Annotated in this window: 17 protein-coding genes, 2 tRNA genes and 1 pseudogene; 4 read left to right on the top strand and 16 right to left on the bottom strand. The window is 60.2% G+C overall.

The window, feature by feature from the left end; all coding sequences use genetic code 11:
* Positions 1–1,063, top strand: a 1,063-nt coding sequence (locus Y707_RS26945; protein ID WP_216699281.1) for a PASTA domain-containing protein, incomplete at its 5' end; no start/stop codon positions are given.
* A 14-nt stretch (positions 1,064–1,077) separates the two neighbouring features.
* Here Y707_RS26945 and Y707_RS0116720 read toward each other — a convergent pair.
* Genes Y707_RS0116720 through Y707_RS0116710 form a run of 3 tightly spaced genes read right to left on the bottom strand, consistent with a single transcriptional unit; the run spans position 1,078 to position 2,713 of the window.
* Complete coding sequence (locus tag Y707_RS0116720; protein WP_026535926.1) at positions 1,078–1,716, bottom strand: anthranilate synthase component II; 639 nt, start codon at positions 1,714–1,716, stop codon at positions 1,078–1,080.
* Complete coding sequence (locus tag Y707_RS31910) at positions 1,713–1,883, bottom strand: hypothetical protein (protein ID WP_026535925.1); 171 nt, start codon at positions 1,881–1,883, stop codon at positions 1,713–1,715. Before Y707_RS31910 ends, Y707_RS0116720 begins: the two co-directional genes overlap by 4 nt.
* A gap of 11 nt (positions 1,884–1,894) precedes the next feature.
* Positions 1,895–2,713, bottom strand: a complete 819-nt coding sequence (locus Y707_RS0116710; RefSeq protein WP_026535924.1) for a class E sortase — start codon at positions 2,711–2,713, stop codon at positions 1,895–1,897.
* 235 nt (positions 2,714–2,948) lie between these two features.
* Here Y707_RS0116710 and Y707_RS0116705 point away from each other — a divergent pair, with 235 nt between their 5' ends.
* Entirely contained in the window at positions 2,949–3,203 is a 255-nt protein-coding gene (locus tag Y707_RS0116705; RefSeq protein ID WP_026535923.1) for a cell division protein CrgA, read from the top strand.
* A gap of 147 nt (positions 3,204–3,350) precedes the next feature.
* Here Y707_RS0116705 and Y707_RS0116700 read toward each other — a convergent pair whose 3' ends face one another.
* Positions 3,351–3,734, bottom strand: coding sequence for a VOC family protein (locus tag Y707_RS0116700; protein ID WP_026535922.1), 384 nt, complete (start codon positions 3,732–3,734; stop codon positions 3,351–3,353).
* 97 nt (positions 3,735–3,831) lie between these two features.
* On the opposite strand from Y707_RS0116700, the gene Y707_RS0116695 reads away from it, so the two are divergent.
* Positions 3,832–4,410 (top strand): TetR/AcrR family transcriptional regulator, encoded by a 579-nt coding sequence (locus tag Y707_RS0116695; RefSeq protein WP_026535921.1) that lies wholly within the window; start codon positions 3,832–3,834, stop codon positions 4,408–4,410.
* 214 nt (positions 4,411–4,624) lie between these two features.
* On the opposite strand, the gene Y707_RS0116690 is transcribed toward Y707_RS0116695, so the two are convergent.
* Both Y707_RS0116690 and Y707_RS0116685 read right to left on the bottom strand, forming a co-directional pair.
* On the bottom strand, positions 4,625–5,239 hold the full coding sequence (locus Y707_RS0116690) for a rhomboid family intramembrane serine protease (protein ID WP_333782853.1): 615 nt from the start codon (positions 5,237–5,239) through the stop codon (positions 4,625–4,627).
* Positions 5,240–5,537: 298 nt separating this feature from the next.
* Entirely contained in the window at positions 5,538–6,080 is a 543-nt protein-coding gene (locus Y707_RS0116685) for a peptidylprolyl isomerase (protein ID WP_026535919.1), read from the bottom strand.
* A gap of 153 nt (positions 6,081–6,233) precedes the next feature.
* Here Y707_RS0116685 and Y707_RS0116680 point away from each other — a divergent pair, with 153 nt between their 5' ends.
* Positions 6,234–7,172, top strand: coding sequence for a V-type ATP synthase subunit E family protein (locus Y707_RS0116680; protein WP_026535918.1), 939 nt, complete (start codon positions 6,234–6,236; stop codon positions 7,170–7,172).
* 59 nt (positions 7,173–7,231) lie between these two features.
* Here the strand turns inward: Y707_RS0116680 and Y707_RS26940 are convergent, their stop codons facing one another.
* The 10 genes and pseudogenes from Y707_RS26940 to Y707_RS32950 form a co-directional block, all read right to left on the bottom strand.
* Entirely contained in the window at positions 7,232–8,128 is an 897-nt protein-coding gene (locus Y707_RS26940) for a DMT family transporter (RefSeq protein ID WP_051442126.1), read from the bottom strand.
* A 65-nt stretch (positions 8,129–8,193) separates the two neighbouring features.
* Positions 8,194–8,266, bottom strand: a tRNA-Ala gene (locus tag Y707_RS0116670).
* Between the two features lie 68 nt (positions 8,267–8,334).
* A complete protein-coding gene (locus tag Y707_RS32270) occupies positions 8,335–8,451 on the bottom strand; it encodes a DLW-39 family protein (protein ID WP_216699280.1) in 117 nt (38 codons plus the stop codon).
* A gap of 37 nt (positions 8,452–8,488) precedes the next feature.
* Positions 8,489–8,562 (bottom strand) — tRNA-Ile (locus tag Y707_RS0116660).
* A 56-nt stretch (positions 8,563–8,618) separates the two neighbouring features.
* Positions 8,619–9,200, bottom strand: coding sequence for a DUF3566 domain-containing protein (locus Y707_RS0116655; protein WP_026535917.1), 582 nt, complete (start codon positions 9,198–9,200; stop codon positions 8,619–8,621).
* Positions 9,197–11,899, bottom strand: a complete 2,703-nt coding sequence (gene gyrA, locus Y707_RS0116650; protein WP_026535916.1) for a DNA gyrase subunit A — start codon at positions 11,897–11,899, stop codon at positions 9,197–9,199. The genes Y707_RS0116655 and gyrA overlap by 4 nt, the downstream gene beginning before the upstream one ends.
* Positions 11,900–12,036: 137 nt before the next feature.
* Positions 12,037–14,073 (bottom strand): DNA topoisomerase (ATP-hydrolyzing) subunit B, encoded by a 2,037-nt coding sequence (gene gyrB / locus Y707_RS0116645; RefSeq protein WP_026535915.1) that lies wholly within the window; start codon positions 14,071–14,073, stop codon positions 12,037–12,039.
* Positions 14,074–14,383: 310 nt separating this feature from the next.
* The gene (locus tag Y707_RS26935; RefSeq protein WP_081744950.1) at positions 14,384–14,962 is read right to left on the bottom strand and encodes a DciA family protein; all 579 of its coding nucleotides are present in this window, start codon (positions 14,960–14,962) and stop codon (positions 14,384–14,386) included.
* Positions 14,952–16,139, bottom strand: a complete 1,188-nt coding sequence (gene recF / locus Y707_RS0116635; RefSeq protein ID WP_026535914.1) for a DNA replication/repair protein RecF — start codon at positions 16,137–16,139, stop codon at positions 14,952–14,954. The genes Y707_RS26935 and recF overlap by 11 nt, the downstream gene beginning before the upstream one ends.
* Before the next feature lie 79 nt (positions 16,140–16,218).
* A pseudogene (locus Y707_RS32950) lies at positions 16,219–16,363 on the bottom strand (6-phosphogluconate dehydrogenase); the annotation flags it as partial.

Genomic DNA, 16,363 nt, shown 5'->3' with positions numbered 1-16,363 from the left:
CCGCACAGCCGAGACCCGCGTACAAAACGCCGGCAGCACCCGGACACAGGCGATGCCGCGTCCGCATGACGACGATTACGGTCAAAAGGGCTACACCGTGGATCCCGGTCCGGGAACCAGGGCGATGGCTAAGGTCCGGACCGGCGGGCCTTTGACCAACGGGGAAGCATATGACGGCAACTCCGGCGGACCTACCGATTTCGACGACGACCGTGAAAGTAAACCGCGGGGCAGGAAGCGCCGCGGCGGCTGGATTGCCGCTCTGGTCGTTGCCCTCCTGCTGGTGCTTGGAGTCGGTGGCTACTTCCTCTACAACACGCTGACGGCCGAACCTCCGCCACCGCCGCTGGTGAAGGTTCCCGCCGTCGAAAATATGACTGAAGCGGAGGCACTCTCGGCACTGAATGAGCAGGATCTTGACTGGGTTACCGACCGGGTCGAAAATGACGGGATTGAGGAAGGTCTCGCCATCGGCACGTCGCCTGAAGCAGGTGCCCGGGTAGAGGTTGGCAGTACCGTAGAGCTCCTGATTTCAACCGGTCCGAGCACCGTCGTCATTCCCGAAATCCTGAGAGGCCAAAGCGAGGCGACGGTCCGTGACCGGCTTGGACAGATGGACCTTGTTGGCGCTACCACGGAAGCGACGAACAGCGCCACCGTACCCAAGGGCGATCTCATCGCCACTGAGCCTGCCCTCGGGTCATCCGTTCCGGCCGAATCAACAGTCGATCTCATCATTTCGACAGGAAGTGTCACCATGCCGCAGCTCACGGGCAAACCCATCGAGGATGCCAGGGCCACGTTGGAGGATCCGGCCATCGGTCTCCCGTACAGAGTCGAGGAGGAGGAGAACTCGGTCGTGGAGCCGGGCCTCGTGACTGCGCAGAGTATTCCGGACGGAACCGCCGTCGCCCAGGGGACCGAGGTCCTGATCACGGTCGCTGTTGAACCGGAGGAAGAACCGGCTCCGGAAGATGATCCGTCATCGGACGAGGAATCGCCGGGTTCCAGCACCAGTCCGAGTCCTGAACCTACGGAATCGACACCGCCCGAAGACGATTAGTGTCAGACCAGGTTTCAGCTGCTGATGAGCGGGCTGAGAGTCGAGGAACGCCCGGCAGCTCCGGTCATGCCCAGAGACTCCAGCCAGTTGCCCAGCATCTGGTAACCGCCCTCGGTCAAGACTGATTCCGGATGGAACTGCACACCCCACAGCGGGGCGGTCCGGTGGGCGAGCCCCATGACGACGCCGCCGGGTGTCCTGGCGGTTACTTCAAGGATGTCCGGAATGCTCTCGCTCACGGCGGCCAGGGAGTGGTATCGCGTAGCTGTCAGCGGGCTGGGCAGGCCGGCGAATACGTTTCCGTCCCCGTGCTCGATCTGCGAGGTCTTGCCATGCATCAGCTCGGACGCGTGCGTCACCACACCGCCATACGCCTCTGCCAGCGCCTGGTGGCCAAGGCATACGCCGAGCATCGGTTTGCCAGCTTCGCCGCAGTAGCGGATCAGGTCAATGCAGATTCCTGCATCCGCCGGGGCACCGGGCCCGGGTGAAATCAAGACACCGTCACGGCTGGAAGCAAGTTCGATCGCCTCGGCCAGCGTGACGTCGTCGTTCCTCACCACTGTGGTTTCAGCGCCAAGCTGCTGGAGATAACCGACCAGCGTGTATACGAAGCTGTCGTAGTTATCGACAACCAGAATGCGGTTATTCATAAAGCGTTTGGGTTCCCAATCGTTGAATCGTTGAGGGGATTGAATTGTCCCAGCCAGGGGAAGACGAACTGCATCAGCACCAGCACCGCCGCCAGGAGCAGCACGACGGAGAGAACGATCCGCATCCACAGCGGGCCCGGAAGGTGGCGGAAAATCCATCCATACATCTAATTATCCCTTACTTTTGGACAGCTGCCACCTGGTCCGCGATGGCGGCGGGAGGGCCGGCCGAGAGCGGATGCCAGGATTCCATCACTGAGTAGGCAATGATACGTTCCTGTGCCCCGAAACGGGGGTTGCAACTGGTCAGGGTCATGATCCGTTCGCTGGGTTCAGCACCGGGCTGGGTTGGAACCGGCAGCAGGACATCGGCGCGGTTCGGCAGGACGATCTGCTTGTTACGGAATACGTACGTGTAATAGCCATCGGCGGTTTGCACATAGAGTTTGTCTCCCGGAACCAACGTATGGATTGCGTCGAGTACCTCTCCATGTGTCTGCCGGTGGCCGGCCAGGGCGAAGTTGCCGACGGCGCCGGGCATCGCGGTCTCGGGGTAGTGTCCCAGTCCCAGATTGTCCAGCACAGGTGCACCGACGCCGGAGACGATTGGCCGCGTGTAGTTGTCCCCAAACCGGGGCACGTACATGATGCCGATTGGTTGGCCGGCGGGTACGGAATCCATCACCGGCGGCTCCATTTCCTGCTCCGCTGGCTGATCCGGTGCTGGAGCGGGCTCTTGGACACCGCCTCCCGACTCCCCTGGAGGTACCGCAGGTAAGTCGAAGGATTCAGCGAGTGACTCAACGACCTCCTGCTGCTTGGCATCGGCCTCGATGTTCGTCCACCACAATTCCCATGCAACGAACAGCAGCAAGACGACGCCCGCAGTGATCAGAAGTTCTCCACACACCTGCACGATCGTGCCCAGGATCGACCGCCGGCGCGGAGGTAGGCTCCGCGTCGAGTGCCGCTGACGGACGGCGGTAGTCTGTGCCACTGCGCCTCCCGGTTGTGGTGGATGCTCGCTTTCGCGCCCGCTGGGAAGTCCCGGCGCAAAATGTCGCTAGAATTGGCTCCAGAACCGCACCGGCCCGCAACGACCGTTTGAGTAACTTCTGCCCCACGGCGCAGAAGCCCTCACAATAGAATACCTTGCGGCGGCGCAACGTTTGAGAGAAGCTGAATGCCATACGGTCGTTCATCGTTCGCGGTGAACACGTCAAGGAGGATCCGTGCCCGAGTCGAAGTCCCGCAAGAAGCCACAGTCGGCCGACCGCCGTCCCCGAGCATCGCGCGAGCCGGGACCGAACCCTGTGTGGTTTAAGCCGGTCATGTTCGGTCTAATGCTTCTAGGACTGGTGTGGATCCTGGTCTTTTATATAACCGAAGCTCTCTGGCCGATTCCGGGCATCGGAGCCTGGAACATCACCATTGGTTTCGGTATCGCCATTGCCGGCTTCCTGATGACTACCCGTTGGCGCTCATAGCCAGCAGATGCGAACCGATCCTGATCCCAGGGGTTCAGAGCTCAGGTTGCTCGAACAGTATCCCGACTACCAGCGGGATCGTTGGATCTGTCCACCAGTGGCAGCGGGTACATGGTTCGCCCTACCTCGTCATCGCGACCGGGTCATTCACTGACTGAACGGCTCGAAGAGCTCAACGAGGTTGCCCGCAGGATCCTGAACCAACACCTGTACGCCACCGCGACCGGTAATGACATCGCCCCTGAATGATGCACCTGCCTCGCGCAGAGAGGCGACGATGGCCTCCAGGTCTGCCACGACGATCTGGATTCGATTCCAACCTCCCGGTTCTGGCATGGAACCGTCGGCGAGGGTTTGCCCGGCACCACCTCCGCCACCAGGCGTATTGAGAAGCAGGCGGAGACTGCCGCGGTGCAGCATCGCGAATCCCGGCCCCGGTCGGAAACCTATCCGGAATCCCAAGTGGGTGCTGTAGAACTCAACCGCTGAATCCAGATCGTCGACGATATAACGAACACTGACCTCGTCCATGACTGGACACCTCCTCTATATGGTTCGTTCTCCAATCTTACGATACACTCGTGTTTCATAGCAATACAGTTGTGTATCAAAGTGGAGGAGATCTGGAGTGAGCCAAAACCGACGTGTCCAAGCTGTAGATCCCCGCGTCGAACGCTCGCGGCGCGTCATCTGCGAGGCAGCGTTGGAAGAACTCGCGGAAGCAGGCTATGGCGGTTTCACTATCGAGTCCGTGGCGACACGGGCAAACGTAGGCCGCAGCACCGTCTACCGGCACTGGACAAGCAAGCTCAATCTGATCACTGATGCGTTGGAGACACTCAACAAGCAGCCAGCCCCCGACCTGAATGCCGATAACCCACATGAACAGGTCGAGGCTATGTTGCGTCATCTCACCGCCGCCCTGACCCGCACTACGTTCTCAAGCTGCATTCCAGCACTCATCGAGGCAGCCGAGCACGACCAAACGGTGCGCGACTTCCTCTACAGCTACTCAAACCGACGCAACCGCACACTGGTCGACGTCTTGCGGCGCGGGATCGAGACGGGAGACTTTCCTCCAACTCTCGATCCCGAGCTCGCCTCGGCCGCCCTGGCCGGCGCGATTTTCTACCGCCGCCTTATGACCAACAAGCCGCTCGAATCCTCCGATGCTTCTGCCCTTGCAAAGTTGGTTCTGGGCAACTGACCAATAGGAGGCCCTCGACGGCCGGCATAATCAGCGCCCCACAACCGGTAATCCACAAAGTCCACAAGCAGTGGGGAGAAGTTTTCCACAGCGGTGGATAAAAACTCCGTGGAAAGCGAGTGTTTTCCCGCCATGGCAGGGATGCACTATATCCACAGCTGTGGAATTACATGTGTGTAAGTTCTCCCCAGTGTGGATATATCCTGTGGATAACTTAGAGCAACGCCCAGATTCGGCCAGCTCCTATGGCGGCGAACAAAGCCGCAACACTGACCAATCCTGCGGTTTGCACCAGCGTCCTTTTCTTTCCGCGCGGTGCGTAGGCAAGGACGGCGGCGGCCAGGCCACCGGCCACCAGTCCTCCCAGATGTGCCTGCCAGGCGATACCGCTTACTACAAAGCCCAGGACTGCGTTGATGGCGATCAGGATGACCAACTGGCGGACATCACCGCCACGCTGGCGCTGAATTACAAACAGGGCACCGAACAGTCCGAAGACGGCTCCAGAGGCGCCGATGACGAGAGTGTTAAGAGGCGATAGCAGCAGGACGCCGACCGATCCGCCGAAGGCGGATATCAGGTACAGCGCAAGGAACCGGGATCGGCCGAGCAATGGCTCGAGGGAGTTGCCGATCAACCAAAGAATGTACATGTTGAAGGCGATGTGCAAGAAAAAGCCTTGCGAATGCAGGAACGCAGAGGTCAGCATCGTCCACGGGTCGGTCAGCGTGTACAGCGGCGAATAGCCGAAGCTGCGGGTCAATCCAGGGACGACGAACTGCAGCAGGAAGACCGCCACACATAAGCCGATCAAGGTATACGTCACCACCGGCTTGCCTGGCCGGACTGCTCCGCCGTAAGTGGTCTTCGTTTTAGGGACGGACTTTGACGTCTCCCTGATGCAGTCAACGCACTGAACCCCGACGGACGCCGTCCGCTGACATTCGGGGCATGCCGGCCTGCCGCACCGCTGGCACCGGACATATGAAATGCGGTCCGGATGACGGGGGCAGACCGGAACGTCTTGGGACGGCTGTCCGGCCGGGGTTCCGTAACTCACAGGCATTTGCTCCTCTGCAGGCCGCCATAGGCCGCTCGGCACATGGAACGGCGGTGGAAACGAATGCTTAGAGCTGCTCTACGTCGATGGTCTTGATGAAGGCGTCCTCGCGGGGCTTGTCGCGGCCATCGGTATCGGCACTGTTCAGCTTATCGACGACGGCGCGGGAGTCGTCGTCGGCAACCTCACCGAAGATTGAGTGCTTGCCCTGCAACCATGTGGTGGGGGCGGTGGTGATGAAGAACTGTGAACCGTTGGTGCCGCGGCCCATCTGCATGCCGGCGTTGGCCATGGCCAGCTTGTAAGGCTCGGTGAAGTCCAGGTCTGGATTGATCTCGTCGTCGAACTTGTATCCGGGTCCGCCGACTCCCTGCCCGAGGGGGTCCCCGCCCTGGATCATGAAGTCTTTGATGATGCGGTGGAAAACAACGCCGTCGTACAGCGGCGCATTGGTCTCCTCGCCGGTGGCCGGGTGCGTCCAGGTGCGGGCACCGGTGGCCAGGTCTACGAAGTTCTTCACAGTCTTGGGCGCATGGTTGCCGTAAAGGTTCACCACAATATCGCCGTGGTTGGTGTGGATGGTCGCTTTTGCGGTAGGGATAGCAGTCATAGATCCATTCTTCCATGCCGGTTCGCGGCATTCTCCGGATTCCGCCCGTTTAGCGGACAGTGAAACTGCGCAGTGCTTTTTCAAACGAATAGCGTGGCATTGTCATAGCACGTAGGCTTACCTCAAGGTTGAGACCATCCTCGGGAGGTAACTGTGAAAAAAACTGAGCACAAAACCCGCGATTTCCAAGAAGGCTTCTACACCGGCGTAGCTACTGCCCGGCAGTGGGCTGCACCGAGAATCGAGGGCGGAAAGAATTGGGCCGTACCCAAACTCGAAAAAGGCTTTGAGACTGCATCACCGAAGATCCAGGAGGGCGTCCGGCGGGCTGCCGGCGGGGTCGCTGGCGGCGTCGCAACGGTAACCCCAAAAATCCAGGAAGGGCTCGACCGCATGGGACCGAAGATTTCGCATGCAGTGGACGAGGTAACTCCCCGGATCCAGTCGCAGCTTGACCGGGCGGCCCCTGCTATCAATCACGCCCGCGACCGCATGGTGGACAACTACATCCCCCAGGTTTCCAACCGGCTGGGCGTGGCTGCTGGAACCTTGGCAACCCGACTGGACAAGGTGGAGACTCCGGAACGCATCAATGCCGTAGTTACACGTATGACCGGCGATAAGAAGGCCCTGAGCAACGCCAAGAAGGCAGCCGTTAAGGCCGCCCGGCAGGCTTCCAAGGACCTGCAGGTGAAGCAGAAGTCCAATGGGAAGGGCTGGCTCGTTTTCGGTATTATTGCCGCCGCCGTTGTTGCGGGCGTTGCCGCCTGGCGGGCATCCAAGCCGGTTGAAGACCCGTGGAAGACCCCGGCGCCAACGAGCCCGGCATTCCGCGACTCCAGCACAGGCGCCCAAGCAACTGCTGCCACGGCCGAAATGGAGTCACAGGAGCTGGCTGCTGAAGCAAAGGCGGCCGCAAAGGACGTTTCCGCAGAAGCGAAGGCAGAAGCCAAGGAAATCTCCGCGGAAGCGAAGCAGGCTGCCAAGGATGTCTCGGACGAGGCCAAGGCCCAGGCGAAAGAAGTCGAGGCTGAGAGCCGCGCCGCCGCCCAGGACAGCAATTCCAGCACTGGGAGCAAACACACGAAGTAGTTGGCCGCGTAGCTGAGGATTTTCCCGAGTGCCCCCGGTTCGCCGGGGGCACTCGGTTTTTAAGGGGTCGTTCGCCGCGGCCGTGAGACCGTCTTGGCCGGATCGGGCCGCTGTTGCCCGGTGACGACGACCGCAAGCCCGGCAAGGATGAACACAAGCCCCAGGTAGGTACCCGCTGGCGGTGTCTGGCCGAGGAACACCCCGGCCAGCAGCGCAGCGCCTGGAACTTCGAGAAGGATGATCAACGAGACCACCATCGGACTCATAACGGCCAGCAAGTGATTGAAGACGGTATGTCCGACGAGCTGGGCCACAATGGTGACGCCAACGATTCCGGCCCATGCCCAGACGCTGAATCCCCACAGCGGCTGTCCTGTGGCCAGACAAAGCAGGAGCAGCACCAGCGCCGAACCCCCATAGCACAACGCCGCGTACGTCGTCGTAGACATTGTCCGGCGCAGCTTCGCTCCCGCCATCACATACAGGGCAGCAAACATACCACCAGCGACGGCGAGTAAGTCCCCCACCAGCGCCTCGGTGGAGAGGCTGAAATCGAATCCGGTAATGACAAAAACGCCGACGATGGCGACGGCCAGGCCTGAAGCAATCCGCCGTGACGTCCGTCCACCGCGCAAGCGGGTGAGGATGGCAACCCAGGCCACCTGCATGCATACCAGTGCAGTTGCGGAGGCCACAGAGGTGAGTTTGAGGGAAGTGATCCAGCATGCGAAATGACCGGCCAAGGCCAGTGCCGAAAACGCCGTCCAGCCATAGTCCTTGAAGGTCAACGCCCTGAGGTTAGTCCGTTGGGCGGCACCAACATATATCCCGAGAGCGGCGGAACCGAGTGCATTGCGCCAAAGAGCGATGCTAAGGGCAGGAGCCGCCGTCGCGGCCATGATCGGCCCCGACATCGAAACGCCCAAAACACCGGCCAGGGCCAGGATGTAGTTCACTCATCCAACCCTAGGGCAGAGACGGAAAAACCCGGTCAGCCGATGCTGACCGGGTCTCCTTCCGGTGGAGGCACGGGGACTCGAACCCCGAACCCCCTGCTTGCAAAGCAGGTGCGCTACCAATTGCGCCATGCCCCCTCAAAGGAACCTGTTCAGTCTACCTCAACCCGTACGGGCCGAAGAACCAAAGCGGCGGTTCCGGAGCTTCAATCGACTTTATCTGTCGATTCACTCCACACGGATTTCTCCGCTTCAGAATCCTGCCACTTCTTATATGCCAGTACTCCAGCAATGGCAGTTGCAACAGCGAGCAACTTCTTCATGATGGTTCTCCTGACCGTTAATCCGTGGCAGTTTCCGTGGGCGTACCAGGACTTGAACCTGGGACCTCTTCGTTATCAGCGAAGCGCTCTAACCGTCTGAGCTATACGCCCGGATGCCGTATCGGGCCGAGATACGACATTACCTTACTGAACCTGTCAGGCTCAAATTAGTCGTCTGTAAGGGTGACGCCAATACCTCCGACAAGGGTTGCGGAGATGTTGTAGAGGATAGCTGAGAGCATCGCGAGAGCGGTCAGCAGCACCACATTCACCACGGCGATAATCGTTGCGAAGGATGCCACTTGTCCCAGTGAGGCGAACGTCCTCAGGTCGAAGGCCGGTCCGGTCTCGGATCCCATGATCTGGTCTAACAGACTATTTACCCGGTCAAAGATCCCGGTGAGGTCAAGAACCGTCCACAGCACGATCGAAGCCACCACGGTGACAATGCCGAGCGCCACGGACAGCAGGAAGGCCATCTTCAGCACCGACCATGGGTCCATCTTGCTGACCAGGAGCCGGGCACGGCGTACCTTGGCCTTGGGTGCCGGGCGGACAAGCCCGGACTTTGATCCTCCCGTGCGTTGTGCTGATGGCCGCGGCGACGCCGCCGAACTGTAGCGGTTGGACGACGCACCACCGGGGCCCTGTGAAGGGCGCGCCGGGGCTCCGGACCGGGGAGCGCTGTACGGTTGCGGCCGGTTTGCCTGGCTGGAACCGCCCCGCTGGTTGGAGTTGGTCGTACTCACTCGTTACCTCCGTTTGTGTCAGGCTCGGCCGTTCCCTCAGTTCGAGATTCGCCATTTGCCTGCTGATCTGCACTCAACGGTACTTCATCGGCAGGGGTTGATGCAGGTTCGGCGCTTTCCTCAACGGGACCTGAATCTTCGCTGAGCGGGGCCTCATCGAGGTCCTCAGCGTCCTCGTCAACAGCTGCCAGGTTCCGTTCACTATTGCGTGCTACGGCGATAATCCGGTCGTTCTTGTCCGGCTTGGCAAAGACGACACCCATGGTGTCGCGGCCCTTGGCCGGCACGCCGGTAACGCTGGAACGGACGACCTTGCCGCCGTTCATGACGACCAGCACCTCATCGCCTTCCTGCACAATGAGGGCGCCGGCAAGACCACCACGTTCCTCGACGAGATTGGCCACTTTGATGCCCAGTCCACCGCGGCCCTGGAGCCGATACTGGGCGACGGCGGTGCGCTTGGCGTAACCGCCGTCGGTGACCGTGAAGACGAATGAATCCTCGGTGACCACTTCAGCCGCCAGCAGTTCGTCGCGCTCACGGAACTTCATACCGGTCACGCCTGAAGTCGCACGGCCCATCGGCCGCAGCGCCTCGTTCGTAGCGGTAAACCGAAGCGACTGGCCCTTGCGGGAAACCAGCATCATGTCATCCGTTTCCGACACCAGTTGTGCCGATACCAGTTCATCGTCCTCACGCAGGTTGATGGCAATGACCCCGGCGGATCGGTTGGTGTCGTAATCCTCAAGTCTGGTCTTCTTAACGAGTCCGTTCTTGGTCGCCAGGACCAGATACGGAGATTGGTTGTAGTCCTTGAGGTCCAGCACCTGCGCGATTTGCTCGTCCGGCTGGAATGCCAGGAAGTTCGCAACATGCTGGCCCTTCGCGTCCCGTCCGGCTTCGATCAGCTCATAAGCCTTGGCCCGGTAGACCCGTCCCAGGTTGGTGAAAAACAACAGCCAATGGTGGGTGGTCGTGACAAAGAAGTGTTCGACGACGTCGTCCCCCCGGAGCTGGGCTCCGCGGATGCCCTTTCCGCCGCGGTTCTGCGACCGGTAATTGTCGCTGCGTGTCCGTTTGACGTAGCCACCACGGGTGATGGTAACAACCATTTCCTCTTCGGGAATGAGGTCTTCCATACTCATGTCCCCGTCGTAGCCGAGCATGATCTCGGTACGCCGGTCATCACCGTGCTTTTCGACCAGTTCGGCCAGTTCATCACTGACGATGGTGCGTTGCCGCTCCTCGGAGGCCAGGATCTCGTTGTAGCCAATAATCCGGCGTTCGAGTTCGTCGTGCTGGTCCTGGATCTTCTGGCGCTCCAGCGCGGCCAAGCGGCGCAGCTGCATGTCGAGAATCGCCTGTGCCTGCTGCTCGTCAATTGAGAGCAGGTCCATCAACCCGTTCCGGGCATCCTCGACGGTCTGTGACCGGCGGATCAGGGCGATAACGTCGTCGAGCGCGTCCAGGGCTTTGAGGTAGCCGCGGAGAATGTGGGCAGCTTCCTCGGCCTTGCGCAGGCGGTAACGCGTCCGGCGGACAATGACTTCCATCTGGTGGATGACCCAGTGCCGGATGAAGGCATCCAAACTCAAGGTCCGTGGAACGTCGTCGACGATGGCCAGCATATTCGCGCTGAAGTTTTCCTGCAGCTGGGTGTGCTTGTAGAGGTTATTCAGAACAACCTTGGCGACAGCGTCGCGCTTGAGCACGACGACGAGGCGCTGGCCGGTGCGGCCGGAGGTCTCGTCGCGCAGGTCCGCAATGCCTTGCACCTTGCCGTCCTTGACCAGTTCGGCAATCTTAATCGCAAGGTTGTCCGGATTCGCCTGGTACGGCAATTCGGTGACCACCAGGCAGGTGCGTCCCTGGATTTCCTCAACACTGACCACCGCGCGCATGGTGATCGATCCACGGCCGGTGCGGTAGGCGTCCTCAATCCCGCGGTGCCCCAGGATCTGCGCGCCGGTCGGGAAATCCGGGCCTTTGACCCGGGCGATTAGCGCCTCAAGCAGTTCTTCCCGGCTGGCTTCGGGGTGCTCCAGGTACCACTGCACTCCTTCGGCGACTTCGCGGAGGTTGTGCGGGGGGATGTTCGTGGCCATGCCGACGGCGATGCCCGACGAGCCATTGACGAGCAAGTTGGGGAAGCGCGACGGGAGGATGGTCGGTTCCTGGTTCTTACCGTCATAGTTGTCCTTGAAATCGACGGTGTCCTCATCGATATCGCGGACCATCTCCAGGGCCAGCTGCGCCATTTTGGTTTCCGTGTAACGCGGAGCCGCCGCGGAGTCGTTACCGGGAGAACCGAAGTTTCCTTGTCCCAGCGCCAGGGGGTAGCGCATGGTCCAATCCTGGATAAGCCGCACGAGGGCGTCGTAAATGGCCATGTCGCCATGCGGATGGTACTGACCCATGACTTCGCCGACGACGCGGGCACACTTGTTGAACGAACGGTCCGGGCGGTAGCCGCCGTCGAACATTGCATAGAGCACGCGGCGGTGCACCGGCTTCAAACCGTCACGCACATCCGGCAGTGCGCGGCCGATGATGACGGCCATCGCGTAGTCCAGGTAAGAGCGCTGCATTTCCAGCTGCAGGTCCACCTGCTCTACACGGTCTGTCATCGTCGCTCCGGCCACCACTTCGCCATCGGCCGGAGTGTTGTCCGAAGGTGTCTCAGGAGTCTCGTCGCTCATACTCTTCAAGTTCCGTTCATCAGTTCATGAGGTTTGATCAGTGGATGGGGACATAGCCGCGGTGTCTGTGCGTGTCTGAAACTTCCGTCAAGGGATGTAATTCCATCGCGGCCGAAACGACAACTCCAGTCCGGCTGCTAGATATCGAGGAACCGAACGTCCTTGGCATTCTGCTGGATGAAGTTTCGTCGAAGTTCGACGTCCTCGCCCATCAGGACTGAAAAAATCTGGTCAGCAGCGGCCGCGTCGTCCATGGTTACTTGCATCAGTGTGCGGTGGTCGGGGTCCATCGTTGTGTCCCACAACTCGGTGTAGTCCATCTCGCCGAGACCCTTGTACCGCTGAATGCCGTTATCCTTGGGGATCCGACGCCCTGACGCGATACCGTCCTGCAATACCACATCGCGCTCACGGTCGCTGAATACGTAATCGTGGGGCGCATTCGACCACTTAATCCGGTACAACGGCGGTTGCGCCAGGTAGACGTATCCCTGCTCGACCAAGGGGCGCATGTAGCGGAACAACAAAGTCAACAGCAGGGTGGTGATGTGTTGACCGTCCACATCTGCATCGGCCATCAGGACAATCTTGTGGTAGCGCGCCTTTGTGACGTCGAAGTCCTCACCAATGCCGGCGCCGAAAGCAGTAATCATTGCCTGGACTTCTGCGTTGGCCAACGCCCGGTCCAACCGGGCACGCTCCACGTTGAGGATCTTCCCCCGCAACGGGAGGATCGCCTGGGTTTCCGGATTGCGCCCGCGAACAGCGGAACCGCCTGCCGAATCGCCCTCCACGATATAAATTTCGGACTTTGCCGGGTCCTTGGACTGGCAGTCCTTCAGCTTGCCCGGCATGCCACCGGACTCCAACAAACCCTTGCGGCGCGTGTTTTCCCTGGCCTTGCGAGCCGCCAGCCGGGCCTGGGATGCCTGGATGGATTTGCGGATAACGTCGCGGGCCGGTCCCGGGTTCCTGTCCAACCAGTCACCCAGCAGTTCGTTCACTGCCTTCTGCACAAAGGTACGTGCCTCCGAGTTGCCGAGTTTTGTCTTCGTCTGCCCCTCGAACTGAGGTTCACCAAGCTTTAACGAGATGACAGCGGTCAACCCTTCGCGGATATCATCTCCGGTCAGGTTGTCGTCCTTCTCCTTGATGATGTTCTTGTCCCTGGCATACCGGTTGATAAGGGAGGTCATCGCCGCGCGGAAGCCTTCTTCGTGGGTTCCGCCTTCATGGGTGTTGATGGTGTTGGCGTAGGTATGGACGCTTTCGGAATATGCGGTCGTCCACTGCATCGCCATCTCGAGAGCGATTTCACGCTCTTTGTCCTCAGTCTCAAAAGCAATGACATCCTCGTGGATAACATCCACCTTCTTAGAGGAGTTCAGGTAGGTGACGTAGTCCAGGAGCCCGTTGTCATATCGGTAGGAAACCTGCCTGTGCTTCGGTGCCTCGTCTTCTTCCTGGGCAAGTTCATCGCCGTCTTCCTCCATGGTGCGCTCGTCCGTCAGCGTGATGGACAAGCCCTTGTTAAGGAAGGCCATTTGCTGGAAACGTGCCCGCAGAGTTTCAAAATCGAAGTCCGTGGTTTCGAATATGCTCTGATCGGCATAGAAGGTTTGCGTCGTCCCTGTCTCCGAGGTTTCCTCGCCCTTGCGCAGTTCGCCGACAGGCCTCCCACCATCGGCGAAGGACTGGTTCCAGACATATCCCTGGCGGCGTACTTCTGTTTCCACGCGGCTGGACAAGGCGTTGACCACCGAGATTCCGACGCCGTGCAAACCTCCGGAAACGGCGTATCCGCCACCGCCGAACTTTCCGCCGGCGTGGAGGATCGTCATCACGACTTCAACGGTCGGCCGCTTCTCAGTCTTGTGCATGTCCACGGGAATCCCGCGTCCATTATCGACGACCCGGACACCGCCGTCGGCGAGCAAGTTTATTTCAATATGTGTGCAATAGCCCGCAAGAGCCTCATCCACAGAGTTATCCACAACCTCGTAAACGAGGTGATGCAAGCCGCGCGGCCCGGTGGATCCGATATACATGCCTGGACGCTTGCGCACCGCCTCCAAGCCTTCCAAGACGGTGATATCGTCGGCGCCGTAGCCCCTCATTACGGCAGTATCAGGTGCAATCTCGTCTTCGGCATGGGCCGGATTGTCATTAACCACAGGCGCTGTCTACTCCTAAAAGAGGGGCTGGAGGGCACAAAGCAACATCCGGGCGCAAAATGGGCCGCACCCGGTGTATCCTCTCTCTATTCTACCTTGTCCTGTAGGTTCAGACCGCACTAAACCGTCCTTGCGCGGCCAATAATGCGGCATTTGAGCGATTCCTGGACCCGGAGCGAAGGTTCCGTACGTCCTACGGGCCGTACGGAGTTCTACACGGCGTTGTGCCGTGGCGCAAAAACTTATCCACAGCTGTGGACATTCCCGTGCATAGTCTCACGTTGATCCCGCAAACCAAGGGACCATCGGATTAGCCGTAGGTGTCCCTGGGACCGCGTCCGCTCACTGAGCGGTTCCCCTTCCGCCAGCTTGGTGCTGCCGGACCGATGACATGGATCTTCGTCACGACCCCTTGCCCCAGCTCCGCATCAAATTTCGCCAGCAGGTTGGGACTGAGCAAACGCAACTGCGTAGCCCATGCCGTCGAATCACACCTCACGGCAATCGTTGTGTCGGCAAAGCTTTCCGGCTGGCAATGGGCCGAGATATCGGGGCCGACCAATTGATTCCACTGAGCCATGACGGAACCAACCGCCACCGGTGCCGTCCACCCACGTTCCCTGACGAGGCGGCCGACAATTTTGCTCAGCCCCTGAGGCTCCCGCCCCGAATCCTCCCGCTGGGAAAACCCACGATGCGGCCTGCGTTGTGTGGACCCTGCTGTGCGGCCGGGAGCGGTACGGCGCTCTCCCCTCAACAGCGCGGCTTCGCGCATCCGGTTTAGTGCCGACCGGGCAGCGTCGATATCCTGGCCGGATTCGAACTGCTGATCATTTTTGCCTTCGCGGCCGTCACCATCCGGGGCGGGTCCCTTGTTGCTAATCGCCATCGCTCACTCCGCCCGCCACGACTTTAATCCGGCGCCCGTCCAAAGCAGCCGGGACATCTTCAGCCACGGCGGCTGTTACCAAAACTTGTTCGGTGGTCGCTACGAGTTCAGCAAGTCTCGCACGGCGCTGGACATCCAGTTCCGCGAATACATCGTCCAGGATCAGGATCGGAGCCGCGCCGGCTGCGTCGTCGTCAGCTAAGAAGACATAATAGGACGCCAATCGCAGCGACAACGCTACAGACCAAGTTTCGCCATGGGATGCATATCCTTTCGCCGGTGCCTCACCCAGCGTCAGTTCAATCTCGTCCCGGTGTGGCCCAACCAGTGAGACTCCGCGTTCCAGCTCTTTGCGGCGTTGGGCATCAAAGGCAGCCAAATACATTTCCGTTAGCTGCTCCACGCTGAGCGGATAGAGGTCCTGGGCCGTTTCGGACAGCTCTTCCTCCGCAGCTCCGTCGTCGGCCAAGGCGGTCTGGATGGTCGATTTATATTTGGCACCTGCAAGTTTTGAACCATCGGTGAGGTCGTTATAAGCACGCGCGATATGGGGCTGGAGTTGATCGATCAGATCCAAACGGGCCCGCAACAGTTGCGCTCCGGCAACGGCCATATGCTGGTTCCAAACGTCCAAGGTTGCCTGGTGTCCCTCGGTAAATTTCCCACTCGCCCGGGCGGATTTCAGCAGGGCGTTTCTCTGCTTCAGTACCCGTTCGTAGTCACTTCTGGTGGCGGCATGACGGGGACGCAGGGCAACAAGCAGATCATCCAGGAACCGGCGCCGGTTCGACGGGTCGCCCTTGACCAGGGCCAGATCTTCGGGGGCGAAGAGCACGGTGCGGAAAATCCCCAGCGCATCCCTGGCCCGAACGGGGTTGGCTCGGTTGATTCTGGCACGGTTGGATTTTGCAGCGTTAATTTCCATTTCGACGGCGGTACTCTGGCTCCCGCGGCGAATCCGCGCCCTCACCAAGGCACGTTCGGCACCAAAACGAATCAGTGGCACATCGGCGCTGACCCGGTGCGACGACATCGAAGCGAGATAACCAATCGCCTCAACGATGTTGGTTTTGCCCAGCCCATTCGGACCAACAAAGACGGTGACACCAGGGCCAAGCTCCACGTCCAATTGGCTGTAGCTGCGGAAGTCAGTCAGGGAAAGAAACTCTACGTACACCGGTCGCTATTCCAATTCTCGCGGTCGAACCGTGCCTTATCAGAGTGTCTCATTGATCCCGTGGTTATTGCAGAAAGCACTAGTCCCCGGCCGGTCTGACGGCGTGGCCGCCAAACTGGTGGCGCAAGGCAGCCACCGCTTTCATCGCCGGCGCATCCTTCTGCCTGGACGAGAACCGGGCGAATAGCGCAGCGGTGATGGCAGGTGCAGGGATGGCATGTTCG

It is taken from the genome of Arthrobacter sp. H14 (assembly GCF_000520495.1).
Classification (GTDB): Bacteria; Actinomycetota; Actinomycetes; order Actinomycetales; family Micrococcaceae; genus Arthrobacter_C.
This window is presented reverse-complemented; position numbering and strand designations above follow the sequence as displayed.

What these genes read in the sequence shown, in the direction of transcription:
- gyrA (WP_026535916.1), bottom strand. Translation starts at nt 11,899, where the DNA reads ATGAGCGACGAGACTCCTGAGACACCTTCGGACAACACTCCGGCCGAT.
- Y707_RS26935 (WP_081744950.1), bottom strand. Translation starts at nt 14,962, where the DNA reads ATGGCGATTAGCAACAAGGGACCCGCCCCGGATGGTGACGGCCGCGAA.
- Y707_RS0116685 (WP_026535919.1), bottom strand. Translation starts at nt 6,080, where the DNA reads ATGACTGCTATCCCTACCGCAAAAGCGACCATCCACACCAACCACGGC.
- Y707_RS31910 (WP_026535925.1), bottom strand. Translation starts at nt 1,883, where the DNA reads ATGTATGGATGGATTTTCCGCCACCTTCCGGGCCCGCTGTGGATGCGG.
- Y707_RS32270 (WP_216699280.1), bottom strand. Translation starts at nt 8,451, where the DNA reads ATGAAGAAGTTGCTCGCTGTTGCAACTGCCATTGCTGGAGTACTGGCA.
- Y707_RS0116720 (WP_026535926.1), bottom strand. Translation starts at nt 1,716, where the DNA reads ATGAATAACCGCATTCTGGTTGTCGATAACTACGACAGCTTCGTATAC.
- Y707_RS0116700 (WP_026535922.1), bottom strand. Translation starts at nt 3,734, where the DNA reads ATGGACGAGGTCAGTGTTCGTTATATCGTCGACGATCTGGATTCAGCG.